Raw genomic sequence first — 24,201 nt, 5'->3', positions numbered from 1 at the left:
ATGAACAAGGCCCGCAAAGCGCTCGAGAAATACCGCCGGGTCGTCATCAAGATCGGCTCGGCACTCCTCGTCGACCGCAAGACGGGGCTCAAGAAGAGCTGGCTCGACGCGCTCTGCGCCGATATTGCGGCCCTCAGGGCCAAGGGCGTGGAAGTCCTCGTCGTCTCCTCGGGAGCGATCGCGCTTGGACGAACGGTGCTCGATCTGCCGGCGGGTGCGCTGAAGCTCGAAGAAAGCCAGGCGGCCGCCGCCGTCGGCCAGATCGTGCTGGCGCGTGCCTGGTCTGAGAGCCTCTCGACCCATGCGATCGTCGCCGGCCAGATCCTCCTGACCCTCGGCGACACCGAGGAACGACGACGCTACCTCAATGCCCGCGCGACGATCGGCCAGCTTATGAAGCTCGGCTCGGTGCCGATCATCAACGAGAACGACACGGTCGCGACCACCGAAATCCGCTATGGCGACAACGACCGGCTCGCAGCCAGGGTCGCGACCATGGTCGGCGCCGACCTTCTGGTTCTGCTCTCGGATATCGACGGGCTCTATACCGCGCCGCCGCATCTCGATCCGAACGCCCGTTTCCTCGAAACGGTCGCCGAAATCACACCCGAGATCGAGGCAATGGCGGGCGGCGCTGCCTCCGAGCTTTCGCGCGGCGGCATGCGTACCAAGATCGACGCCGGCAAGATCGCCACCACTGCCGGCTGCGCCATGATCATCGCCTCCGGCAAGCCGGATCACCCGCTGGCCGCGATCGAGGCGGGCGCGCGCTCGTCCTGGTTCGCGCCGTCAGGCTCTCCGGTGACCGCCCGCAAGACCTGGATCGCCGGACAGCTCCTGCCGGCCGGTTCGCTCTCGATCGATGCCGGAGCGGAAGCGGCGCTGCGTTCCGGCAAGAGCCTGCTGCCGGCCGGTGTCCGGCAGGTGACGGGAAGCTTCAGCCGTGGTGATACGATTGCGATCATCGGCGATTCCGGCCGCGAGATCGCCCGCGGCCTTGCCGGCTACGATGCCGACGAGGCGCGCCAGATCGCCGGCAAGAAGTCGGCCGAGATCGCTGTTATCCTCGGCTATGCCGGCCGCACCGCCATGGTTCACCGCGACGATCTGGTCATGACGGCTCCATCGGGCGCGCGCCCTGCAGAGGAAAGCGACGAGGGAAAGGGCAAGCTCCATGCTTGAGACGGTCGAACAGGACAAGGACGTCAACGCGATGATGCTGGAGATCGGACGCCGCGCCAAAGCGGCCGCCCGACCGCTCGCGACTGCAAGCGCCGAGCGCAAGCATGCGGCACTCGTCGCCATGGCAGACGTCATCGTCGCGCGGACCGCCGAGATCCTCGGCGCCAATGCGCTCGACCTCGAAAACGCGCGCGAAAGCGGTGTTGCCACCGCCTTCATCGACCGGCTGACGCTGACGGAAAGCCGCATCCGCGACATGGCGGACGGCATCCGCGCGATCGCCGGACTCAGGGACCCCGTCGGCGAGGTGATCTCCGAATGGGACCGTCCGAACGGGCTCCACATCGAACGGGTGCGGACGCCCCTGGGCGTGATCGGCGTGATCTATGAAAGCCGTCCGAACGTGACGGCGGATGCCGGCGCGCTCTGCCTCAAGGCCGGCAATGCGGTGATCCTGCGCGGCGGATCCGACAGCTTTCACTCGTCGCGGGCGATCCATGCCTGCCTGACCGAGGGATTGAAGGCCGCCGGCCTGCCGGAAGATGCGATCCAGATGGTGCCGGTCGCCGATCGCGCTGCCGTCGGCGCCATGCTCACCGGCCTGAACGGCGCGATCGACGTGATCGTGCCGCGCGGCGGAAAGAGCCTGGTCGCCCGTGTTCAGAAAGAGGCGCGGGTGCCGGTCTTCGCCCATCTCGAGGGTCTCTGCCACATCTATGTCGATGCGTCGGCCGATCACGATATGGCGAAGAAGATCGTCGTCAATGCGAAGATGCGCCGTACCGGCATCTGCGGCGCCGCTGAGACGCTGCTGATAGATCGCAACGCAGCCGAGAAATTCGCAAAGCCGCTCCTTGAGGCGCTCGTCGATGCCGGCTGCGAGGTGCGCGTCTGCGACGACCTCGCAAGGCTCATGCCCGGCCTGAAAGCTGCGACCGACGAGGATTGGGCCACCGAATATCTCGATGCGATCATCTCGGTAAGACTGGTCGACGGCATTTCCGGCGCGATCGAGCACATCAACACCTGGTCGTCGGCCCACACGGAAGCCGTGATCGCCGAGGATCCCGCCGTGGTGGAGCGGTTCTTCTCCGAGATCGATTCGGCGATCCTCCTGCACAATGCCTCGACGCAATTCGCCGACGGCGGCGAGTTCGGCATGGGCGGCGAGATCGGCATCGCCACCGGCAAGATGCACGCCCGCGGGCCTGTCGGCGTCGAACAGCTCACCTCGTTCAAGTATCGCGTGCGCGGCACCGGACAGGTGCGGCCCTGACGACACCGAGCGAAGTGAATGCGCGCTATCTCAGCATGCCACATGTCGAGTCCGGCATGGCCGTCGGCCTGTTCGGCGGATCCTTCAATCCGCCGCATGACGGGCATGCGCTCGTCGCCGAGACCGCTTTGCGCCGGCTCGGGCTCGATCAGCTCTGGTGGATGGTGACGCCCGGCAATCCGCTCAAGGACCGCAACCATCTCGCACCTCTTGGCGAACGCATCGCGATGAGCGAGAAGATCGCTCGTAATCCGCGCATCAAGGTGACCGCTTTCGAGCAGGCGCTCGGCCAGAGCTACACGGCCCGCACGCTGGAGGCGATCCGCGCCCGCAACCGCGACGTCCGTTTCGTCTGGGTCATGGGCGCGGACAATCTCAAGAACTTTCACCACTGGCAGGACTGGCGCAAGATCGTCACCACTTTCCCTATCGCCGTTATCGACCGGCCGGGATCGACTCTTGCCTATCTTTCCTCGCCGATGGCGAGGGCTTTCAGCAAGGCCCGGGTCGACGAGGAGGATGCGGGAACCCTCGCTTTCCGCCGCGCGCCCGCCTGGACCTTCATTCACGGCCCGCGTTCGGGCTTGAGTTCGACGGCGCTTCGTTCGGCCAAATTCGGGTGATTTCCCGTAATTCGGATCCCGTGTCTTGAAACCGTATGGGTTTGATGCCTACATTTAAGTACGGTTCGAAAAATTATTTCGAATCGAACGTGCCTGTTCTGTTCATTTGGAAAGGAAAAACCCTGACAACAGCACACGCCAAGGGATATGCGGCATCCGCATTCCCGCGCAGCACGGAATCGAGCGACGAAGCCGCTGTCCGTGCGCTTCAACTGGTCCTCGAAAGCCTAGAGGACTCGAAGGCAGAAAATATCGTTACCATCGACATTGCCGGAAAATCGGCGCTGGGAGACTTCATGGTCGTCGTCTCCGGGCGATCGAACAGGCATGTGATGGCCATTGCCGACCACTTGATCACGGACCTGAAGGACGACGGCCTCGGCAGGGCTCGCGTCGAAGGTCTCGAGGGTGGCGACTGGGTACTGATCGACACCGGCGATGTGATCGTTCACATCTTCCGGCCGGAAATCCGGGCGTTCTACAACATCGAAAAGATGTGGGCGGCTCCCGAGATCGAAGACGGTACCCTGCACTGAGACACGTCGCCCGATCCTGACCATCGACTCAGGACGGAGCGGCGGCCGGTGCCGAACGTGACATGCGATTGCCATCGCCGACAAGGCGGATGGCGGCAAGAATTTTGCCGGTCGATAACAACCGATCGGCGCCGGCGGGGACGGATCGGGTCATGCGTATCGGACTTTTCGCAGTCGGCCGCCTCAAGGGGGGGCCGGAAAAGGACCTTGCGGGCCGCTATCTCGACCGATTCGCCAAGGCGGGTCCGGCCGTCGGCCTCGAATTGGCCCGCGTCGTGGAGACGGTAGAAAGCCGCGCCGGCAATGCGGAGACGCGCAAGCGCGAGGAAGCGGGACAGCTTGAAAAAGCGCTCGCCGAGGGCAGCCTGCTCGTGCTGCTCGACGAGCGCGGCAAGGCGCTCGACTCGGAAGCTTTCGCACACCTGCTCGCTACCTTCAGAGACAGCGGCAAGCGCGATCTGATGATAGCGATCGGCGGTGCCGACGGACTCGATCCCGCGCTCCACGCCCGCGCCGACGCCGTGCTCAACCTCGGCAGGATGACCTGGCCGCACCAGCTCGTGCGCATCCTCATCGCCGAGCAGCTTTATCGCTCCGTGACGATCCTTTCGGGGCATCCTTATCATCGGGCCTGATCCGGCTGCCGCACCCCGTTGCCGCGCTTTCTTTCCGTAGAACCGGCCCGGTCCGCCTCCCGATACGATAACGCGAATATGTATTGGTTTGCCCAGCCAAATCAGATTAGGGTCTCCTAACTTTTGGACTTATGAGACGGGATGAGACCTCCAACGAATAGAGCCTGCTTGAAGCGGGGCGCCCGGCGGTTCGGCTGCGGTACTGCGGTCATGGCGCTTTTCCTGTCGGTGATCGGCCCGACTGCGGCTCAGGACGCGCCCGCCGCCGCGCCGGCCGATGCAGGTGCCGCCAAGCCGGCGCCGCCGGATCCGGCTGCCGATCTGGCGGTCCGGCGCGACAGTACCGCGAGCGAGCTCGAGGCACTGTCGAAGACGATCACGCTCTCGCGGGATCGCTCCGAGGCACTCGAAAAGACGATCGCCGAGATCGACAAGAGCAACGAGACCCTCCGCGAAGCCCTCGTGGATTCGGCAGCCAAGCGGCAGGAGCTCGAACGCCGGATCGCCGACGGCGAAAGGAAGCTCGGCGATCTGCGCGTCAAGGAGGATGTGGTGCGGCGTTCGCTGCGGGCCCGTCGCGGCCTTTTGGCCGAGGTGCTCGCCGCTCTCCAGCGCATGGGCCGCAATCCGCCGCCGGCAATCCTCGTGACCCCGGAGGATGCGCTCGGCTCCGTACGCAGCGCCATTCTGCTCGGCGCCGTCGTTCCTGAGATACGCGAGCAGACCGACAGCCTCGTCGCCGACCTGCAGGCGCTCGCCGATATTCGCAGCGGCATCGCCCGGGAACGCGAGGAACTGACCGCGGCAATGACCGCCCGGCTCGAGGAAGAGCGGCGCATGTCGATGCTCGTTGCCGAAAAGGAGAAGCTGAGGCAACGCAATGCGGCCGATCTGGCGGTCGAACAGCGCAAGGCCGAGGAACTCGCCCTGCAGGCGGAGAACCTCGCGGGCCTGATCTCATCGCTCGAAAACGAGATCTCCTCCGTGCGCGAAGCCGCCGCCGCCGCCCGCGCCGAGGAGGAGGAACGCCGCCGCATGAGCGAGGCCGAGCGCGAGGCTGCGCGGGAGCTCGCCAGGAGTGCCGTGCCTGACAAAAACCGCATTGCGCCGGCATATGTCTTTTCCGAGCTGCGGGAGCGGCTGACTTATCCCGTTGCGGGTTCGCTTGTGCGCCGTTTTGGCGACGCGGACGGAACGGGGCATTCGCTGCAGGGGATCATGCTCGAAACCAATGCAGGCGCGCTGGTGACTACGCCGGCGGACGGGTGGATCGTCTATGCCGGGAGTTTCCGCAGCTACGGGCAGATGATCATTCTCAATGCCGGTGACGGGTATCATATCGTGCTCGCCGGCATGGAAAACGTCAGTGTCCGGCCGGGGCAATTCGTCGTGGCCGGGGAGCCGGTGGCGGCGATGGGTGCAAAAAGAGTGGCGAGTGCGGCGGCCTTGGCGCTGGAAACCGACAGGCCAACGCTTTACATTGAATTCAGAAAAGACGGGAAGCCGGTTGATTCCCGACCGTGGTGGACCGCAGCAGAGGTTGGAAGGGCGCGAAATGATACGTAGAGCTTCACTTGTCCTGGTCGGGGCGCTGATGGGCGCGACGGCGATGGGCGTCGTCTACTCGGCAACCATGCCGGCCGTGGCCGCAAATTCGTCGACATACCGCGAACTGGCGATCTTCGGCGACGTGTTCGAGCGCGTGCGCGCGCAATACGTGACGCCGCCGCAGGATGACAAGTTGATCGAGAACGCCATCAACGGCATGCTCTCGTCTCTAGACCCGCATTCGAGCTACATGAACTCGACCGACGCCGAAGATATGCGTACCCAGACGCGCGGCGAGTTCGGCGGCCTCGGCATCGAGGTCACCATGGAAGAAGATCTCGTCAAGGTGACGAGTCCGATCGACGACACGCCCGCCGCGCGCGCCGGTGTGCTCGCAGGCGATTTCATCTCGAAGATCGACGGTCAGGACGTCCGCGGCCTCAAGCTGGAGGAAGCGGTCGACAAGATGCGCGGCGCCGTCGGCACGCCGATCAAGCTGACGATCCTGCGCAAGGGAGCCGAAAAGCCGATCGAACTGACGATCGTACGCGACGTGATCGCGGTCCGCGCGGTGAAGGTCCGTGTCGAAGGGGATGTCGGCTATCTGAGGGTCATCTCGTTTACGGAAAAGACCTTCGAGGACCTGAAGAAGGGCATCGAGAAGATCCAGGCGGAAGTTCCCGCGGACAAGCTCAAGGGCTATGTCCTCGACCTGCGCCTCAATCCGGGCGGCCTGCTCGACCAGGCGATCAATGTCTCGGACGCGTTCCTGGAGCGTGGCGAGGTCGTTTCGACCCGCGGCCGCAATCCGGATGAAACCCGCCGCTTCAATGCGACCCCGGGCGACCTGGCCGGCGGCAAGCCTGTCGTCGTGCTCGTCAACGGCGGCTCGGCATCCGCGTCGGAAATCGTGGCCGGTGCTCTCCAGGACCTGAAGCGCGCCACCGTTCTCGGCACGCGCTCCTTCGGCAAGGGCTCGGTACAGACGATCATCCCGCTCGGCGACGCCGGAGCGCTGCGTCTGACGACGGCGCTCTATTACACGCCGTCTGGCAAGTCGATCCAGGGCACCGGCATCACGCCCGACATCAAGGTGGAGCAGCCGCTGCCGCCCGAGCTTCTGGGCAAGGTGGAAGCGCAGGGCGAATCCGATCTGCGCGGTCACATTCCGGGCCAGGAAGAGACCGAAGAGGGCTCCGGCTCGGTCGCTTACGTGCCGCCGGAAACCAAGGACGACATTCAGCTGAACTATGCGTTCGACCTGTTGCGCGGCAAGAAGACGGATCCGGCCTTCCCGGCCAACCCGGAACAGGCGCAGCTGAAGGAATAAGCCCCCCACCTGCAGAGTTCCAGGTGAGAGGAATCAAGGAGGCGCCGGGCTGTTCAACCCGGCGCCTTTATATTATCCATCGGCATGCAGTCGCATGTGCGATGATTCTGGCCTCCTTCAAGTCCATCGTCATGGCCAGCGGCGATTCGCGCCAGGATCGAAGCTCGACCGAGGCCCCGTTTGGCAACTGACCTCAACGCCCCGCTGGGCCAGAACCGCAAGGAGAGACCGGCACGCAAGCGCGATCTCCGCCGCGTCCTGCGTTACTGCGGCCTCAGCCTCGGAGCCCTTGCTGTCATCGGGCTTTCCGCATGGAGCGCCCTTTCTCCCGGCCACCAGACCCGTTCGCCTGCAATGGCCGCAGCGACCGCGACCCTCGCTACCGAACCGGCGCCACCCTCGGAGGGCAAAAAAGCCAGGCCCGAGGCGCTCCACCGGAGCGGCGCTCTCGCCGGCGCGCATGTCGAGGCCGTTCTAACCGATGATGGCGCGACGGTCAGGAAATACACGCCCCGTGCGCGCGAAACCGGCGGCCCCGCGCTGATCGGTGTCGAGCCCACGCGAGGGCAGGACCCTCGCATGGCAGCCCTTCCAAATGAAAGCCTGCTGGAAGACCGCCCCGAAGGCCGCCTGCCGGTCATCGGCCCGGACGGGCTGAGGCCAATGGAGCAATATGCGCGCCCCTGGTCCGGCGCCCGCGGAACGCGGATCGCCATCGTCGTCGGCGGCCTCGGCCTCAGCCAGACGGGGACGCAGCGCGCCCTCCGCGCACTGCCGCCGGAAGTGACGCTTGCCTTCGCCGCGGCCGGAAACAGCCTGCAGCGCTGGATGCAGGAGGCGAGGCGTAACGGCCACGAGATCCTGCTGCAGGTGCCGATGGAACCGTTCGATTACCCGAACAACGATCCCGGCCCACACGCGCTGCGCGTTTCCTCCGATGCCGGGAAGAACCTTGCGGAACTGCATCGAAGCATGGGACAGATCACCAATTACACTGGCGTCATGAACTATCTCGGAGGCCGGTTTCTCTCCGATACGGATGCGCTCGAGCCCGTGATGCGCGATCTCGGCAAGCGGGGCCTCCTGTTCCTGGACGACGGGACGTCGGCGCAATCGCTCTCGGGCACGCTCGCCGGCGCCTTCGACGTGCCGCACGGTTTCGCCGATCTCGTGCTCGATGGCGAGCTCAGCCGCAATGGCATCCTGCGCAGACTCGACGAGCTGGAGCGCATCGCGCGGAGGAACGGCACCGCGATCGGGGTCGCTTCCGCCTTCGACGAAAGCGTGGCGGCCATTGCCGAATGGATCGAGGAAGCCGGCGGGCGGGGCATCGAGGTGGTCGGCGTGGCCGCACTCGTCAAAGATCCGAAACAAAACTGATTTAAGCGCAGTGGACCATCGAGTCATACGGCTCGCGGCAACATGCAAAGGAAGGACGATATGGGGAAGGATAAGGGGCGCGTCATGACGGCTGAGGATCTGCCCTATCGGCCATGTGTCGGCGTCATGGTTCTCAACCGGCAGGGACTCGTCTGGGCCGGGCACCGGCTCGCCGTCGGCAATTCCGAATACGACGGTTCGCCGCAGCTCTGGCAGATGCCGCAAGGCGGCATCGACGATGGCGAGGACCCGCTCGCGGCCGCCTATCGCGAACTCTACGAGGAGACCGGCATCCGCTCGGTCTCGCTCCTGGCGGAGGCGCCGGATTGGATCAATTACGACCTCCCGTCGCACCTGATCGGGATCGGTCTCAAGGGCAAGTACCGCGGCCAGAGGCAACGCTGGTACGCCTTCCGCTTCGAGGGCGAGGAGAGCGAAATCGCGATCAACCCGCCGCCCGGCGACCACGAGCCGGAATTCGACGCCTGGGAATGGAAGCCCATGCACGAACTTCCGGGTTTGATCGTGCCCTTCAAGCGCAAGGCCTATGAAGAGGTCGTCGCGGCATTTTCGCATCTGGTGCGATGAGCGAAAGGGCTACCGGAATTAGCCCCTCATCCGGCTGCCGCCACCTTCTCCCCGCTTGCGGGGAGAAGGGACACGCGGCTCCGCCTTGCCCTGCATTCGACGGCGGAAGACGCCTGGCGTTTGCCGCCTGTCCCCTTCGCCCCGCAAGCGGGGAGAAGGTGGCCGGCAGGCCGGATGAGGGGCTTGAGGGGGCTGGGATTTACTCGGCTTCGTCGGCGGAAGCGGCGTTGAGCTGGCCGTATTTTTCCTCACCGATCTTGCGGAGCAGATCGAGCTGCGTTTCGAGGAAGTCTATGTGGCCCTCCTCGTCGGCGAGCAGTTCCTCGAAGAGCTTCATCGAGACGTAATCGCCGGCCGCGTGACAGATGTCGCGGGAGTTCTTGTAGGCGGTGCGCGCGTCGTACTCGCCGGCAAGGTCGGCTTCCAGGACTTCCTTGACGTTCTGGCCGATGCGCAGCGGCGCGACCGTCTGCAGATTTGGATGGCCTTCGAGAAAGATGATGCGGGAGACGAGCTTGTCGGCGTGGTGCATTTCCTCGATCGATTCGGCGCGCTCCTTCTTGGCGAGCAGCGTGTATCCCCAATCTTCGAGAAGGCGGTAATGCAGCCAGTACTGGTTTACGGCACCGAGTTCGAGATAGAGCGCTTCGTTAAGCTGCTCGATGACCTTTGCGTCGCCTTTCAAGATCCGCCCTCCGGTTTTCTTCATGGAATTGTCTGAGGCGGTTCATGAAATCAAATATATCGGCGTCCGTCGAGTCGCGGCGGGCGTGATATTGCTCGGTGGTGCGGATGATGATGTCGACGACATTGGGAAAACAGCCGCAGCAACGGCCGCGTTTTTCCATCGCATGATAGACTTTCGCCGGCACGATCAACTGCCAACAGTCCTCGTCGAGGAGGCCGACGATCGTGTCCTCGATGTCTTTCTCGGTGATGAAGTTGCAACTGCAAACCAGCATTTCGTCGTGTCCATCATACGCAACGCTCTGATTTTGCGATAAAGCAAAAGAGGACATTTGCCGTCAACTAAAAACTCTTCTCCATATGGTTGAAGGGCGCATTAGAGCGATTCTAAACTTGATGGAAATCGTCGCATTTTCATTACATTAGGCGATTCTAAGGAGGGGATTTTTCCTCCATGACTTGTAATTCCGGCAACGGTGCCTGCGACATTTTTACACAGGTCGCCTTGGGGCCTCAATCGCAAGGCGACGACTTCGATGCGAGTAATGACGGGGCTCAATGAAAATTGCGCCCCTTCGGCATGACCTCCGCTACCTGGGCGGCCGCCTCGCCCTCCGGTGCTGCGCGAGCGGTCAGGCCCAGGCGCAATTGCCGCAGTTTTTTCTTTTCGCGGGCGTCCGCGCTCGGCCGCAAAACCTCGTCCGCGCGGTCGTTGACGCCGAAACGCCGCGCCTCCCGGCGCAGCAGGCCAAGCATCGGCGTTATATCCTCCAGATGATCGGCGACCACGTGAATGACGCCGCTCTGGTTCTGCAAGCGGCCGCGGACTTTCACAAGCCGCGATCCCATGACCTGCCGCCGGTATTTCTGGAACGTCTTTTCCCAGACGATGATATTGGCGATGCCTGTTTCGTCCTCGATCGTCATGAAGATGACGCCATTGGCAGAGCCCGGCCGCTGCCTGACCAGTACAAGGCCCGCCACCGTCACCCATCTCCCAGTCGCGGTTGCGGCCAGATCCCGGCTGCGCAGGATACCCATTCGCGAAAAATCCTCCCGCATGAAGGACACGGGGTGCGCCTTCAGGGAGAGCGTCAGGGTGCGATAGTCATGAATGACCTGTTCGCCTGCCGGCATTTCGGGAAGAGCGACCTTGGGCTCGATCTGCAGATCGTCGGAACCCGCCCCTTCGAAAAGCGGCAACCGCTCCACCGCCGACTGCTCGTCGAGCGCCTTTACCGCCCAAAGGGCCGCTCGCCGGTCGAGACCTACCGACCGGAAGGCATCGGCATCCGCAAGGCGCTCCAGAACGGCGCGGGAAAGCCCGGACCGAAGCCACAGGTCATGAACGGAGCGGTATCCCTCCCCCCGGCGCGCGACCAGCGCTTCCATATCCGTCTGCTTCAGGCCCTTGACCAACCGGAAGCCCAGCCGCACGGCCTTCCGGGTTTTGATCACCTCCCGCATGCTGGCGTGGCGCGGGTGGACAGCATTCTTGTCGAAGGAACCCTCGCCTTCGAGCAGGGCGTCCCAATCCGAATGGTTGATGTCGACCGGCAGCATTCTGACCCCGTGTTCGCGGGCATCGCGCACCAGTTGCGCCGGCGCATAGAAACCCATCGGCTGCGCGTTCAGGAGCGCGGCGCAGAAGATGTCCGGATAATAGGTCTTGAGCCAGGCCGAGGCATAGACGAGAGAGGCGAAGGAGGCAGCATGGCTTTCGGGGAAGCCATATTCGCCGAATCCCTTGATCTGGTTGAAGCAGCGCTCGGCGAATTCCCTCTCGTAGTTATTCGCAACCATGCCCTCCACCATCTTCCGCTCGAAGGTGTGGATCGTTCCGGTCCGCTTGAAGGTGGCCATGGCGCGGCGCAGGCGGTCGGCCTCGCTGGGTGAAAAACCGGCGGCGGTGATCGCGATCTGCATCGCCTGCTCCTGGAACAGCGGCACGCCCAGCGTCCTTTCAAGGACCGCCTTCAATTCCGGGCTGGGATACACGACCGCCTCGCCGTTGCGCTGGGCTTCGCGCCGTTTCAGATAGGGATGCACCATATTGCCCTGGATGGGACCGGGGCGAACGATCGCTACCTCGATCACCAGATCGTACATTTCGCGCGGCTGCAGGCGCGGCAGCATGCTCATCTGCGCCCGGCTTTCGATCTGGAAGACGCCGACCGTATCGGCGCGGCAGATCATGTCGTAAACCGCTTCGCGATGATCCTGGTAGATTTCGGCCAGCGTTATCGGCTTGCCGTAATGCGCCTCGAGCAGCTTGAAGCCCTTGGCAAGGCAGGTCAGCATGCCGAGCGCCAGCACGTCGACCTTCAGGATCTTCAGCTCGTCGAGATCGTCCTTGTCCCATTCGATCATGTAGCGGTCGGGCATGGCCGTGTTCATGATCGGCACGACCTCGTCGAGCCTGTCGCGGGTAATCACGAAGCCGCCCACATGCTGCGAGAGGTGGCGCGGAAAATTCATGAGCAGACTGGCATAGGCAAGCACGCGCCTGGTGAGAGGGTCCGCCGCATCGAGCCCCGCCCCTTTCGCCTGCTCCTCGGTGAAAGGCGAGGTGCCCCAGCCCCAGATCGAACTGACGAGAGCCGATTGAACGTCTTCCGAAAGGCCGAAGGCCTTGGCGACCTCGCGCCCGGCGGAGCGCGAGCGATAGCTGATCACCGCGGCGGTCAGGCCCGCATGCTCCTTGCCGTAAGTCCTGTAGATATACTGGATCACCTCTTCGCGCCGCTCGTGCTCGAAGTCGACATCGATATCGGGCGGCTCGTCGCGATCCTTCGACAGGAAACGGTCGAACAGCAGGGTGAATTTCTGCGGATCGACATCGGTGATGCCGAGGCAGAAGCAGACCGAGGAATTGGCCGCCGATCCCCGCCCCTGGCAGAGAATATTCACGCTGCGGGCAAATTTCACGAGCTTGTGCACGGTCAGGAAATAAGGCTCGTATTTCTTGTCGTGGATGAGCTCGAGCTCATAGTCTATCTGACGCATCACCTTTTCCGGCACGCCTTCGCGATAGCGCTCGGCCGCACCTTCCGCGACGAGCCTCCGCAAGCTTTCGGCCGGCGTCTCGCCATCGGCGTTTTCATCCGGATATTGATGGCTGAGCTCGTCGAGGCTGAAGGTGAGCTCGCTGAAAAATTTCCGCGTATTGGCAAGCGCCTCGGGGTAGTCGCTGAAAAGCCTGGCCATTTCCCTTGGGCCCTTCAGGTGCCTTTCGGCATTCTTCTGCAGAAGGAAGCCGGCGCCGGCGATCGGCACATGCTCCCGGATGGCGGTGACGACATCCGCGAGCGGCCTGTAATGCGGATCGTGATAGAGCGCGTCATTGGTGGCGAGCAACCCGATGCCGGTTTTTCGGGCAAGGGCTGCCAGGACGGCAAAATCATGCCGGTCGAAACCGTCATAATGCGGCGCCAGGCCGAGATAGAGCCGGTTGCCCGCATGCTCCTGTAATGTCCCGAGCAGCACCTCCAGGCTCTCCGCCTCCGGCCGTCCTTCGCTTTGCATGACGATCAGAAGAAGCTCCTCCTGCCATTCGAGCAAGTCGGCGAGATGGAGCGTGCAGTCGCCCTTCTTCGAGCGCAGGTTCCCGGCGCTGAGCAGGCGGCAGAGATGCCCCCAGCCCCGCCTGTTTTTCGGATAGGCGAGAATGTCCGGCGTGCCGTCGGCAAAAACCAGGCGGGCGCCCGGCTGGAAGGGGTAGCCCTCCACCTTCGCCTTGGCATGGGCCCTGACGACGCCGGCGACGCTGTTGCGGTCGGCAATGCCGAGACCGGCAAGCCCCGCCTTCTTGGCGAAGACGACCATCTCTTCGGCCGGCGCCGCCCCTTCGAGGAAGGAGAAATTCGTGCGCGCACCGAGCTCGCAGAAGGCAGTATCCGCGCTCATGCGAAAACTCCGTGCATGAACCAGCGGGGTGAGGCGGTCTCCCTTCCGTAAAGGCCTTCGCGAAACAGCCAGAAGCGGCGGCCCTCCTGATCCTCTATCCGGAAATAATCGCGCGTCGGATGATTCTCCCCGTCGATCCACCATTCGGCGGCGATGCGCTCCGGCCCCTCGGCACGGGCGACGCGGTAGCGGGTCTTGCGCCAGTTGAAGCTTCGCGGAGCGCCCTCGGGCACTTCCGCCGTCGCCTCCACCGGTTCGGGATGCGCGAAAATCCGAAGCGGACGGTTTTCGGGGAAAGCCTTCTCTTCAAGGGCAGGCGGCCTAAGGACCGCCGCCACGTCCGTCACGGCGGCAAATCCGCCCGCCCGTTCCGGCAGATGGCTTTCGGCAAGGGTCGCCTGCATCAGACACCCGGGCCCGAAACGGGCGGAGACCTTGTCGACGAAGGCCGCGAGCGGCTGGCTTTCGTCGGGGGCGCCGGAAAAATCCTGCTGCGCCGGATCGAGCCTTTCGCTTCCGAGGACCGAAAGCCGGACGATTTCGAAACCATATCCGGCATCGAGATCGTCATGAACCGCCTGCAGCCGCTCGCGAAAGAGGGCGGCTATGCGGGCGGCATCGTTCAAGGGCACGGCCGCATGGGCTCGGACGCGGAATACCCGGCCGTCGACGCGGAACAGGAGGAGCTCGAAGAGCCGCCCGCCTTCGCCATGCCGCTCCAGCGAGGAGCGGACATCCCTGGCGAGGTGACGGGTCAGCTCGAGAATGTATTCCTCGTCCTGCACCGGCTCGGCGAGCCGGCGCTCGGCGGAGAAGCTCGGCACGGGCAGCCGGGGCGAAAGCGGCTCGTCCTCGAAGCCTCTCGCCTGATCGAGTCTGAGGAGAAGGGAGGAGCCGAAGCGGCGGGCGAGCGGCGCCCGCGGCGCTTCGAGAAGATCGCCGATCTGTTTCAGCCCGACCCGTTCGAGTGCGGCCGCGGTGTCCGCCGGCAGTCGCAGCGCGGCGACCGGCAAGGGTGCAAGCACCGGGTCCCCGTCCTCGGGCGCAATGACGTCGGCATCGCCGTAACGGGCGACAGCCCAGGAAAGCCCGGCTGCGGAGGAGACGGTCGCCCGCGCCTCGACGCCGAGAGAGAAAAGACGCGACAGGACATCGCTGATGAGCGCCTTCTCGCCGCCTTGAAGATGGGCGCAGCCGGTGATGTCGAGAAACAGGCCATCCGTGCCGTCGAGTGCCACGAGCGGCGTATAGCGGTCGCACCAGTCGGCAAGCGCCTCCAGAAAGGCCTGGTCGGCGGCCGGATCGGCGGCAATCACGTCGAGCGAGGGACACATGGCGCGGGCTTCCGCCGCCCCCTGGCCGCGCTTCAGGCCGATACGCTCTGCAAAAGTATCGAGCGCAACGAGCCGCATGGCATTGTCGATCTTGGCGGCGAAGACGACGGGCGGATGGTCAGGACGCCCGCGCGAAAGCCAGGAGGCGCCCCACCGGCTGCGCGCGACGCGATCGGCCGGCAGATGCGGAAAGTGGATCGACAGGATCCGTTGGCTCATCGTTTGTCTGAAGAGCGGCGCTCCGGCGCTCATCGAGTGAGTAGAAGCGGCGGTCATGGGCGTTCCATTCGAGAAAGATGTCGTCAGAGGCTTGGCGCCTGCTTTTTTCGACAAGGAGGTGAAAGGCGGAATGGCCGATGCTGCCGCAAAGCACCGAACCATCGGGAAGAGGACGTTCGCCGGCCGGTGCCGGCTTGACCTGGATCCGGAAGAAGGCGCTGCTCGCCTCCTCCTCGCCCGCCTGACGCAAGACGAGAAGAGGCACGCCGCCCGCCCGGGCCCTCACATGCAGACGCCGGCTCTCGCTCAGGGCGAGACAGGCAGGGTTGCCGCGGATTTCCAGAACGACCACGGCGAAGACCGGTACCGAAAGCGCCGTCTCGGCGATCCACAGCGCATCCTTCACCGTGCGTGCCGAAACCAAGAGGAAGCGCTCGGCGTCGAGTCCATAGGCCTTGAGGCCCGGCGCATAAGGCTGACCCGCCTCACAGGCAGCAAGCGTCTGGCTGATCCAAAGGACCGGGGCCAGACGGCCATTCTCCTTCTTCTGCCGCTGATAGAGCACCGCAAGCGCCGCCACGAAGCCGGCGGCCGCGCCCGCATCCCGGGTCTCGGCATTGCGGATTTCCATCATGCCCTCGAGCGGCAACCCGCCCTGGAGGGCCTCATCGAATTGCGGGACGCCGAGCGGCAGGACCTTGCGGCGGGGCGCCTCCTCCTTGTCGCGGCGAAAGCCGGCGGGATCGGCCGCCTTGGCCGGCCGGACGCATCCCGGCACCCCGCGATCTTCAATCCGCGCAATGGTCTCGCGAAGGGAAAGAACGGTTTGCCGTTGCACGGCGTTTCCGGCCATGACGGTCAGCTCCATCTGCATGTTCATGTTATGTTCTTATGGATTCCAGAGCTGCCCTCAAGAGTCAACAACCAATATTGAGAATATATTCCTCCTTCTTTCCGGGGTAGAATTCATCACTCGAAAAACAAAGGCAAAATCGCTATATGAGGGGCAACAAGGAGTGCCCATGGCCCGCATTGACCAAACCGATGATTGGCGGGAACGCCACGCACCGTCGCTTACCGTATTCGAGCAGCTCGCGTTTGAAGCCTACAGCCATCTGCCTGAGGAATTCCGCAAGCTGACGACGGATCTCACGATCGAAATCGCCGACTTTCCAAGCGACGATGTCTTCGAAGACATGGCGCTCGAAACGCCGTTCGATCTGCTGGGCCTGTTCGAAGGCCGCGGCCTCGGCGAACGCTTCACCATGGAAACCGGGGAGTTCCCGAACCGCATCACCCTTTACCGCCGCCCGATCATCGACTACTGGGCCGAAAACGAGGAAACGCTCGGCGATATCATTACCCATGTGCTGATCCACGAGATCGGCCACCATTTCGGCCTGTCGGACGACGATATGGAGCGGATCGAGGAAAGCGTGGAACACGTGGGCGGCTGAGGCCTGCCGAGATTCGGGATACCCGCCGCGCTTGTTTGATTTCCTCATTCCTGTGCTCGTCACAGGAATCCAGCCAGACCAAGTCCTTGGGCTGAAAGAACGTTTCCCGCGCCGCAGACGCGGCGCCGCTCTCATCCCTGTGACGAGCACAGGGGTGAGGCGAGGAGAGATTGCAGTCCCTACTGCTCCGACAGCTTCATGTCGGGATGATAATCCTTCCCCTCCACTTCCTTCACCACCGCCTGTCCGCATTGCATATGCTGGGTGTCGGCATTGAAGGCGTAGGTCGGCGGACCGTGCAGCGTCCACCCCTGGTTCAATGCCGCCGTCACCTTGTGGCAGAAGGAGGCATCGTCGGGGCCGGTGAGAAAGCGATAAAGTTTCAAGAGTTTGCCTTTCGTTTTTCGATGATGTCCGCCTTGGCGGCGATCCTCATCGCCTGTTCGAGATGGAGACGCTCGACCATCCGCCCATGAAGGTTGATGACGCCCTTTCCGGCATTGTCCGGCAAGGCAAAGGCCTCGATGATCGCGCGCGCCTCCTCGACCGCAGCCTCGTCCAGGCCGAAATGCCGATTGGCCGCATCGATCTGCGCCGGATGGATCAGCATCTTGCCGTCATAACCCATGTCGCGCCCCTGCCGGCACTCCGCCTCGAAGCCTTCCGGATCGCGGAAATCGTTGAAGACCGCGTCGATGACGTCGAGCCCGCTGCCGCGCGCGGCAAGAAGGATCTGCATCAGCCACGGAACGAGATAGGTCCGGCCCGGAAAGGCGGGCACGCCCGTCTCCTTGCGAAGATCGTTCAGCCCGACGACGAAGCAGTCCAGCCGGCCGCCGGAGGTGCGGCCGGTCTCGGCGATCGCCGGCCCGTTCACGACCCCGCGCGGCGTCTCGATCATCGCCCAGAGCCTCAGCTCATCCGGCGCGTCCCTTTCCGCAAGCCAATCGAGCGCGCCCTGAATATCGGCGGGGCTTTCGACCTTGGGCAGGAGGATAGCATCGGGCCGCGCGGCAAGAGCCGCTGCGAGATCGGCCTCGCCGAAGCCGGAGCCCGCCGCATTGACGCGGATGACCGTTTCGCCCTGCGGCCGGTTGCCGGCAAGATGCCGGACGAGCGCATCGCGCGCCGCAGCCTTGCGGTCCGGCAAGACGGAATCCTCGAGGTCGAAGATCACGGCGTCCGCAGCCAATTCACGAGCCTTGGCGAGCGCGCGCTGATTGTCGGCCGGAACCGAAAGCACCGAGCGGCGCAGCCGCACGGGATGGTGGTCGATCGCTCTCATGCCGTTCCCTGTCATGCCGTTCGTTGTGCCTGCCTTTCAACCTTTGCGCAAGACGAGACGGGCGGCCCCTCTTGCAAGCGGCGTGGCCAGCACCCACATGCCGAGCAGAAAGGTGACAATCATGCAAAGCATCCGCTCTGTTCTCTTCACGGCCGCCGCCATCACCATCACGCTGGTGGCCTTCGTGTTCACCGCCTCGCTCGCCCTGGCGCTCGCTGGGATCGCCGCCATTATTGCCGTCGGCAGCGCGATCGCCGCCAAGCTCAACGGACGGCCCGTGCATGTTCGAGCGGGGGCACGCGCCAATCCGGGAAGCACTCAGCGCGAGATGCGGGTGTGGAACGACGGGCGCGGGACGATCATCGATCTTTAGAATCGGATTGCCGGAAGCGGGAGAAGCGGTTTTCGCCCGCATCCCGCTTCATGAAAGCAGATTCTCCTTCATTTCGGCGCAAAACTGATCTAAACGCTTCTCGAACATTTCCGCTGAAATCGAAGGCCAAGTCATGGACAAGTTCGTCAAGCTCACCGGCGTTGCCGCTCCCCTGCCCGTCGTCAACATCGACACGGACATGATCATTCCGAAGGATTACCTGAAGACGATCAAGCGCACCGGTCTCGGCACCGGGCTTTTCGCCGAGGCGCGCTACAACGAGGACGGCACCCCCAACCCGGACTTCGTTCTCAACAAGCCTGCCTATCAGAACGCCAAGATTCTCGTCGCCGGCGACAATTTCGGCTGCGGCTCCTCGCGCGAGCATGCACCTTGGGCGCTCCTCGATTTCGGCATCCGCTGCGTCATCTCGACCTCCTTCGCCGACATCTTCTACAACAACTGTTTCAAGAACGGCATCCTGCCCATCGTCGTTAGCCAGGAAGACCTCGACAAGCTGATGGATGACGCCAGCCGCGGCTCCAATGCCATTCTCACGGTCGATCTCGAAGCGCAGGAGATCACCGGTCCGGACGGCGGCTCGATCAAGTTCGAGGTCGATGCCTTCAAGCGCCACTGCCTGCTGAACGGCCTCGACGATATCGGCCTCACGCTCGAAAAAGGCCGCTCCATCGACAATTACGAGAAGGCGACCGCCGCTTCCCGCCCCTGGGCATGAGCTGTCGGATGACGCGCAAGCTCATCTCGTCCGGTTCGCCCTTCGAAAAGACGGCAGGTTATTCGCGTGCCGTCGCGAAGGGCGACTGGTGCTTCGTCTCCGGCACGACCGGCTACGACTACGCCACCATGACCATGCCGGAAACGGTGGAGGAACAGGCCCGCAACTGCCTGAAGACGATCGAAGGCGCCCTGAAGGAAGCCGGCTTCTCGCTGTCGGACGTCGTTCGCAACCACTACTACGTCACCGATGCCAGCTTTGCCGACCGCGTATTCCCGATCTTCGGCGAGACCTTCGGCGAGATCCGCCCGGCCGCGACGATGATCGTCTGCGACCTCATCCGCCCGGAAATGCTGATCGAGATCGAGGTTACGGCATTTCGGGGATAAGGCCGCCCCGACGCCGGCGAATCCTTTTTCATTGACCGCGCGGCCCTCCTCGCGCTATCTACGATCCGTGGTGATTTGGCCGGCCGGCTTGCAGCCACGTTAAAGAAGTCGCTAAAGGGCCGAGGGAACAATGGATTTCCGAGGACCGGTCGCGATCGTTTCGCCGCCGGTTTTTTTGTATTGATCGAGTGGACGCCCATGCCCATCAAGATACCCGATACGCTGCCCGCCTTCGAAACTCTCGTTCACGAGGGTGTGCGGCTGATGACCGAGACCGAGGCGGTCCGCCAGGACATCCGGCCGCTGCAGATCGGGCTCTTGAACCTGATGCCCAACAAGATCAAGACCGAGATCCAGATGGCGCGGCTGATCGGCGCCACGCCGCTTCAGGTCGAATTGACGCTGGTCCGCGTCAACGGCCACCGGCCGAAGAACACGCCCGAAGAACATCTGCTCGCCTTTTACGAGACCTTCGAGGAAGTGGAGGCCCGTAAGTTCGATGGCTTCATCATCACCGGCGCGCCGATCGAGACGCTCGAATACGAAGAGGTCACCTACTGGAAGGAGCTGCAGCGCATCTTCGATTGGACGACGACCAACGTCCATTCGACGCTGAACGTCTGCTGGGGCGGGATGGCTGCGGTCTACCATTTCCACGGTGTTCCGAAATATCCGCTGAAGGAAAAAGCCTTCGGCGTCTACCGCCACCAGAACTTGCAGCCCTCTTCGGTCTATCTGAACGGCTTTTCCGACGATTTCGCCGTGCCCGTTTCGCGCTGGACCGAGGTGCGCCGCGCCGATATCGACCGGGTGCCGGATCTCGAAATCCTGATGGAATCAAAGGAAGTGGGCGTCTGCCTCGTGCACGAGAAGAAAGGCAACCGGCTCTACATGTTCAATCACGTCGAATATGATTCGACGTCCCTGTCGGAGGAATATTTCCGCGACGTCGATGCCGGCGTGCCGATCAAGCTGCCGCACGACTATTTCCCGCACAATGACTCCGCACTTCCGCCGCAGAACCGCTGGCGAAGCCATGCACATCTCTTCTTCGGCAACTGGATCAACGAGATTTACCAGACGACGCCCTACGAGCTGGCGAAGATCGGAACCGAAGCGCGTTGACGTAAAAAGTATGACTTTCCGGTTGCCGCCTCGGCGGAAATGCAGCAGGTTGACGCCGACTCGCGGAAATGGGGAGATGCATGGGAACAGACACGGAAATCTTCGGGCACCTGCCCTCCGGCGAGCCCGTACAGCGCGTGACGCTTCAGGGCGGCGGGCTGACGGCGTCGGTGATCACATGGGGCTCGGTCATCCAGGATCTTCGGCTCGAAGGACATGCAGCCCCGCTCGTGCTCGGCTTCGAGGATTTCGAAAGCTATCCGGTCCATTCCTCCTATTTCGGGGCCACGCCCGGGCGCAACGCCAACCGCATCGGCGGTGGCCGCTTCGTGCTCGAAGGCAAGGCCTATCAACTCGAGCTCAATGAGAAGGGCGCCACGCATCTCCACGGCGGCAGCGACAATATCGCCAAGCGCAACTGGTCGATCCTCAGGCGGGCCGAAGACAGCGTAACGCTCGAGATCACCGATCCGGACGGCCGCGCCGGCTACCCGGGCAATTGCACGATCACCTGCACCTATACGCTGAAACCGGGCGGCGCGCTCAACGTCGTCTACGAAACTGAGACCGACGCGCCGACCCTCGCCAATGTCTGCCAGCACAGCTATTTCAACCTCGACGGCGGCGCGGACGCATTCGGCCACGACATCATGATTGCGGCAGACCACTACCTGCCCACCGATGAACGGCAGATTCCGACGGGCGAGATCCGCCCCGTCGCCGGCACCGCCTTCGATCTTCGCGAAATGACCCCGCTGAGAAGGCAGCTGGACGGCGACGGAATCGCTTACGACCACAACTTCTGCCTCTCGCCGGAACGGACGCAGAAACGCTCCGTGGCGCTCGTACGCAGCATCAATTCCGGTGTGTCGCTGGAAGTGCTGACGACGGAGCCCGGCGTGCAGCTCTATACCGGAGAAAAGCTCGACGTACCGGTTCCCGGCCTCGACGGCCGCCGTTACGGCCCCTTCGCCGGCCTCTGCCTGGAAACCCAGATCTGGCCCGATGCGGTGAACCACGAAGGTTTCCCGAAGGCGGTGCTGAGACCCGGCGAAACGCTCCGGCAGGAAACGGATTACGTTTTTACGAAAAGCTGAGGCAGCGCAGGCCGTTAGAGCACTTTCAGTTTCACCGTTTCATCGAACAGTGAAACGCTTCCTGTCGCTCCTATCCGACGCGATAACCGCCATCCACCGGCAGCGTGAGACCGGTAACGAATTCGGCTGCGGCGAGGAAAGAAGAGAGCCCCAGCGTTTCAGTGTCAGAATCGGACTTGACAACCCCCGGCGACGTTACGTTATTACATTCAAGAAAACGAAATGTAATAACGTATCCACGAAGCCGGAGCATTGCCTCCGGCCGTCCATGCGACAGTGAGGTTCTCGTCAATGCCCGATCAGCTTGTCCCCACCCCCGTCACCGTCCTCACCGGCTATCTCGGAGCAGGAAAGACCACGCTTCTCAACCGCATCCTCTCCGAGCCGCATGGCAAGAAGTTCGCGGTCATCGTCAACGAGTTCGGCGAGGTCGGGATCGATAACGATCTCATCGTCGATGCCGACGAGGAGGTGTTCGAAATGAACAATGGCTGCATCTGCTGCACGGTGCGTGGGGACCTGATCCGCATCATCGAGGCGCTGATGCGCAGGCGTGAGCGGTTCGACGGCATTCTGATAGAGACGACGGGCCTCGCCGACCCCGCGCCGGTCGCCCAAACTTTCTTCGTCGACGAGGATGTCCGCTCCAAGACACGGCTCGACTCCATCATTACCGTTGTCGATGCCAGGCACCTTCTCGGCGAGATCGACCGCGCACATGAAGCGCAGGAGCAATTGGCCTTCGCCGACACGATCATCCTCAACAAGACCGATCTCGTATCGCCCCAAGGGCTGCAGGCCGTGGAGGATCGCATCCGCCGCATCAACCCGACGGCCGGCATCCTGAGGACGCAGCGCTGCAATCTCGAGATCGCCAGCCTGCTCGATCGCAATGCCTTCGATCTCGACCGCATTCTCGAGGTCGAGCCCGACTTTCTCGAAGCGGACCACGGTCATGAGCATGACGACCATGTCACGAGTTTCTCTCTGGTCGAACGCCGACCCGTCGACCCGGAAAAATTCTTCCGCTGGCTCCAGACGACCGCCCGGGCCTTCGGCACGGACATGCTGCGGATGAAGGGCATCATCGCCTTTGCCGGCGACACCGACCGCTATGTCGTCCAAGGCGTCCACATGCTGGTGGAAGGCGACCACCAGCGCCCCTGGAAGGAGGGCGAAGAGCGCGTCTCGCGCCTGGTCTTCATCGGCCGCAACCTTCCGAAGGACATCATCGCCGACGGCTTCATGGCATGCTGCACGAGTTCGGCCGACGTCGGATAGGCGTCAGCTCAGCACGATGCCGCCGTCGACATTCAGCGTCTGGCCGGTCACGAAAGCCGCATCGTCCGAAGCAAAGAAGGCCACCGCACCGACAACACCCTCGGGATCGCCGATGCGACGCATGGCGGTTTTGTCCTGCCACGTCCTCCTGACCGCGGGATCGTCGAGATTGACCCGCCCCATATCGGTGAGGATGATCCCGGGGCACACGCAGTTGGCGGTGATCCCGTCGGCACCCACTTCCTGTGCCAGCACACGCGTCACGGAAAAACGCCGCATCGCTCCCGCTGTAGCACGGCGGTGCCAACGAGAATGCCCGAAGGCTCATCAATCTGCTGAATTGTCCGAGGAATTTGGAGCGGGTGAGGCGATTCGAACGCCCGACCCCAACCTTGGCAAGGTTGTGCTCTACCCCTGAGCTACACCCGCTCATAAGACCCAGGCCCGGGGGTAGTCGATGGACCAGGGGTGTCGCCCGTCTTGCGGCGACGGGCGCTATATGGCCCAAGCCCTTTTCAAATGCAACAGGGAAATGACGCGAATGCCAAGAATTTTTTCGCGAGCGCATTCGAAGGCCGGGAACGCCGCGTTTCCGGCCGCGCTGCGCCGCGCATGAGATTGCGGAACCTCTCGCTCCTCTTTAAAGCAGGCCGAGAGAAAATCGCGACCGCAGGAAGGATGGAGCATGAGCAAGGCTGAGCCGAAGACTGCGGAAGACCTCTTCCGCTTTCTCGACGAACTCGGGATCGAACACAGGACGAAACGGCACGCGCCGGTCTTCACGGTGGCCGAATCGGTGGCGCTACGCGATGAAATCCCCGGCGGACATACAAAAAACCTGTTCCTGAAGGACAAAAAGGACAATTATTTCCTTCTGACCGTCGAGGAACACGCGACGGTGGACCTGAAGACCGTTCATCAGATCATCGGCGCTGCAAGCAAGGTCTCCTTCGGCAAGCCGGAGAAGCTGATGGAATATCTGGGCGTGATACCGGGCGCCGTCACCGCCTTCGGCGCGATCAACGACACCGAGGGCAAGGTGAAGATCATTCTCGACGAGACCCTGATGGAGTTCGAGACGGTCAACTGCCATCCGCTCTCCAACGACCAGACGACCTCGATCGCGTCGAAGGACATGCTGCGCTTCATGGAGGCAACCGGGCACGAGCCGCTTGTCTTGAAAGTGACGGCCTGACATACGATCTTTGGCG

25 protein-coding genes, 1 tRNA gene and 1 riboswitch are annotated in these 24,201 nt (G+C 63.2%); of the genes, 17 read left to right on the top strand and 9 right to left on the bottom strand.

The genetic code is table 11. From position 1 onward, the window contains the following. The 9 genes from proB to ACFHWW_RS12730 all read left to right on the top strand — a co-directional run bounded on the left by proB (nucleotide 1) and on the right by ACFHWW_RS12730 (nucleotide 9,098). On the top strand, nucleotides 1–1,182 hold the full coding sequence (gene proB / locus ACFHWW_RS12770) for a glutamate 5-kinase (protein ID WP_275597185.1): 1,182 nt from the start codon (nucleotides 1–3) through the stop codon (nucleotides 1,180–1,182). Then, nucleotides 1,175–2,458, top strand: coding sequence for a glutamate-5-semialdehyde dehydrogenase (locus ACFHWW_RS12765; protein ID WP_338284004.1), 1,284 nt, complete (start codon nucleotides 1,175–1,177; stop codon nucleotides 2,456–2,458). The genes proB and ACFHWW_RS12765 overlap by 8 nt, the downstream gene beginning before the upstream one ends. 35 nt (nucleotides 2,459–2,493) lie before the next feature. Continuing rightward, entirely contained in the window at nucleotides 2,494–3,081 is a 588-nt protein-coding gene (locus ACFHWW_RS12760) for a nicotinate-nucleotide adenylyltransferase (RefSeq protein WP_379938520.1), read from the top strand. 44 nt (nucleotides 3,082–3,125) lie between these two features. After that, nucleotides 3,126–3,617, top strand: a complete 492-nt coding sequence (gene rsfS, locus ACFHWW_RS12755) for a ribosome silencing factor (protein WP_379938518.1) — start codon at nucleotides 3,126–3,128, stop codon at nucleotides 3,615–3,617. Between the two features lie 152 nt (nucleotides 3,618–3,769). Further along, on the top strand, nucleotides 3,770–4,252 hold the full coding sequence (gene rlmH, locus ACFHWW_RS12750; protein ID WP_379938516.1) for a 23S rRNA (pseudouridine(1915)-N(3))-methyltransferase RlmH: 483 nt from the start codon (nucleotides 3,770–3,772) through the stop codon (nucleotides 4,250–4,252). Nucleotides 4,253–4,393: 141 nt separating this feature from the next. Further along, nucleotides 4,394–5,818, top strand: a complete 1,425-nt coding sequence (locus ACFHWW_RS12745; RefSeq protein ID WP_379938514.1) for a murein hydrolase activator EnvC family protein — start codon at nucleotides 4,394–4,396, stop codon at nucleotides 5,816–5,818. Continuing rightward, complete coding sequence (locus ACFHWW_RS12740; RefSeq protein WP_100672756.1) at nucleotides 5,808–7,130, top strand: S41 family peptidase; 1,323 nt, start codon at nucleotides 5,808–5,810, stop codon at nucleotides 7,128–7,130. The genes ACFHWW_RS12745 and ACFHWW_RS12740 overlap by 11 nt, the downstream gene beginning before the upstream one ends. A 180-nt stretch (nucleotides 7,131–7,310) precedes the next feature. Then, on the top strand, nucleotides 7,311–8,510 hold the full coding sequence (locus ACFHWW_RS12735; RefSeq protein ID WP_379938512.1) for a divergent polysaccharide deacetylase family protein: 1,200 nt from the start codon (nucleotides 7,311–7,313) through the stop codon (nucleotides 8,508–8,510). A gap of 60 nt (nucleotides 8,511–8,570) precedes the next feature. Then, on the top strand, nucleotides 8,571–9,098 hold the full coding sequence (locus tag ACFHWW_RS12730; RefSeq protein WP_275597179.1) for an RNA pyrophosphohydrolase: 528 nt from the start codon (nucleotides 8,571–8,573) through the stop codon (nucleotides 9,096–9,098). A gap of 199 nt (nucleotides 9,099–9,297) precedes the next feature. Here the strand turns inward: ACFHWW_RS12730 and bfr are convergent, their stop codons facing one another. From bfr to ACFHWW_RS12705, 5 genes are all read right to left on the bottom strand, one after another. Further along, complete coding sequence (gene bfr / locus ACFHWW_RS12725; RefSeq protein ID WP_003531268.1) at nucleotides 9,298–9,783, bottom strand: bacterioferritin; 486 nt, start codon at nucleotides 9,781–9,783, stop codon at nucleotides 9,298–9,300. Further along, nucleotides 9,749–10,060 carry a (2Fe-2S)-binding protein gene (locus ACFHWW_RS12720; RefSeq protein WP_100672753.1) on the bottom strand — a complete coding sequence of 104 codons (312 nt, stop codon included), beginning with the start codon at nucleotides 10,058–10,060 and terminating at the stop codon, nucleotides 9,749–9,751. Before ACFHWW_RS12720 ends, bfr begins: the two co-directional genes overlap by 35 nt. A 280-nt stretch (nucleotides 10,061–10,340) precedes the next feature. Further along, nucleotides 10,341–13,691, bottom strand: coding sequence for an error-prone DNA polymerase (locus ACFHWW_RS12715; protein ID WP_379938509.1), 3,351 nt, complete (start codon nucleotides 13,689–13,691; stop codon nucleotides 10,341–10,343). Next, nucleotides 13,688–15,244: a DUF6504 family protein gene (locus ACFHWW_RS12710; protein ID WP_379938507.1), complete on the bottom strand. Its 1,557-nt coding sequence runs from the start codon at nucleotides 15,242–15,244 to the stop codon at nucleotides 13,688–13,690. The genes ACFHWW_RS12715 and ACFHWW_RS12710 overlap by 4 nt, the downstream gene beginning before the upstream one ends. Then, nucleotides 15,144–16,124, bottom strand: coding sequence for a hypothetical protein (locus ACFHWW_RS12705; protein ID WP_338284000.1), 981 nt, complete (start codon nucleotides 16,122–16,124; stop codon nucleotides 15,144–15,146). The genes ACFHWW_RS12710 and ACFHWW_RS12705 overlap by 101 nt, the downstream gene beginning before the upstream one ends. A gap of 142 nt (nucleotides 16,125–16,266) precedes the next feature. Between ACFHWW_RS12705 and ACFHWW_RS12700 the strand changes: the two genes are divergently transcribed. Continuing rightward, nucleotides 16,267–16,701 (top strand): metallopeptidase family protein, encoded by a 435-nt coding sequence (locus ACFHWW_RS12700; RefSeq protein WP_003531284.1) that lies wholly within the window; start codon nucleotides 16,267–16,269, stop codon nucleotides 16,699–16,701. 179 nt (nucleotides 16,702–16,880) lie between these two features. On the opposite strand, the gene ACFHWW_RS12695 is transcribed toward ACFHWW_RS12700, so the two are convergent. Both ACFHWW_RS12695 and ACFHWW_RS12690 read right to left on the bottom strand, forming a co-directional pair. Further along, entirely contained in the window at nucleotides 16,881–17,087 is a 207-nt protein-coding gene (locus ACFHWW_RS12695) for a DUF1737 domain-containing protein (RefSeq protein WP_003531285.1), read from the bottom strand. After that, complete coding sequence (locus ACFHWW_RS12690) at nucleotides 17,084–17,986, bottom strand: CoA ester lyase (protein ID WP_100672750.1); 903 nt, start codon at nucleotides 17,984–17,986, stop codon at nucleotides 17,084–17,086. Before ACFHWW_RS12690 ends, ACFHWW_RS12695 begins: the two co-directional genes overlap by 4 nt. Nucleotides 17,987–18,107: 121 nt before the next feature. On the opposite strand from ACFHWW_RS12690, the gene ACFHWW_RS12685 reads away from it, so the two are divergent. The 6 genes from ACFHWW_RS12685 (at nucleotide 18,108) to ACFHWW_RS12660 (ending at nucleotide 22,990) form a co-directional block, all read left to right on the top strand. Beyond that, nucleotides 18,108–18,359 carry a hypothetical protein gene (locus ACFHWW_RS12685; protein ID WP_100672749.1) on the top strand — a complete coding sequence of 84 codons (252 nt, stop codon included), beginning with the start codon at nucleotides 18,108–18,110 and terminating at the stop codon, nucleotides 18,357–18,359. A 133-nt stretch (nucleotides 18,360–18,492) separates the two neighbouring features. After that, entirely contained in the window at nucleotides 18,493–19,098 is a 606-nt protein-coding gene (gene leuD, locus ACFHWW_RS12680; protein ID WP_018097351.1) for a 3-isopropylmalate dehydratase small subunit, read from the top strand. 8 nt (nucleotides 19,099–19,106) lie between these two features. After that, nucleotides 19,107–19,487, top strand: coding sequence for a RidA family protein (locus ACFHWW_RS12675; RefSeq protein WP_003531294.1), 381 nt, complete (start codon nucleotides 19,107–19,109; stop codon nucleotides 19,485–19,487). A 57-nt stretch (nucleotides 19,488–19,544) separates the two neighbouring features. Continuing rightward, nucleotides 19,545–19,622: riboswitch (SAM riboswitch) on the top strand. A 63-nt stretch (nucleotides 19,623–19,685) separates the two neighbouring features. After that, nucleotides 19,686–20,612: a homoserine O-succinyltransferase gene (gene metA, locus ACFHWW_RS12670; protein WP_379938502.1), complete on the top strand. Its 927-nt coding sequence runs from the start codon at nucleotides 19,686–19,688 to the stop codon at nucleotides 20,610–20,612. 80 nt (nucleotides 20,613–20,692) lie between these two features. Further along, complete coding sequence (locus tag ACFHWW_RS12665) at nucleotides 20,693–21,709, top strand: aldose epimerase family protein (RefSeq protein WP_275597176.1); 1,017 nt, start codon at nucleotides 20,693–20,695, stop codon at nucleotides 21,707–21,709. 291 nt (nucleotides 21,710–22,000) lie between these two features. Beyond that, a complete protein-coding gene (locus ACFHWW_RS12660) occupies nucleotides 22,001–22,990 on the top strand; it encodes a CobW family GTP-binding protein (RefSeq protein WP_379938500.1) in 990 nt (329 codons plus the stop codon). Nucleotides 22,991–22,993: 3 nt separating this feature from the next. Here the strand turns inward: ACFHWW_RS12660 and ACFHWW_RS12655 are convergent, their stop codons facing one another. Further along, nucleotides 22,994–23,254, bottom strand: a complete 261-nt coding sequence (locus ACFHWW_RS12655) for an SDR family NAD(P)-dependent oxidoreductase (protein WP_379938498.1) — start codon at nucleotides 23,252–23,254, stop codon at nucleotides 22,994–22,996. A gap of 90 nt (nucleotides 23,255–23,344) precedes the next feature. Beyond that, a tRNA-Gly gene (locus ACFHWW_RS12650) sits at nucleotides 23,345–23,419 on the bottom strand. Between the two features lie 256 nt (nucleotides 23,420–23,675). On the opposite strand from ACFHWW_RS12650, the gene ACFHWW_RS12645 reads away from it, so the two are divergent. After that, nucleotides 23,676–24,185 carry a prolyl-tRNA synthetase associated domain-containing protein gene (locus ACFHWW_RS12645; protein ID WP_018097357.1) on the top strand — a complete coding sequence of 170 codons (510 nt, stop codon included), beginning with the start codon at nucleotides 23,676–23,678 and terminating at the stop codon, nucleotides 24,183–24,185. Nucleotides 24,186–24,201: the final 16 nt, after the last annotated feature.

It is taken from the genome of Sinorhizobium sp. P24N7 (assembly GCF_042436655.1).
GTDB classification, from domain to species: domain Bacteria; phylum Pseudomonadota; class Alphaproteobacteria; order Rhizobiales; family Rhizobiaceae; genus Sinorhizobium; species Sinorhizobium meliloti_A.
This window is presented reverse-complemented; position numbering and strand designations above follow the sequence as displayed.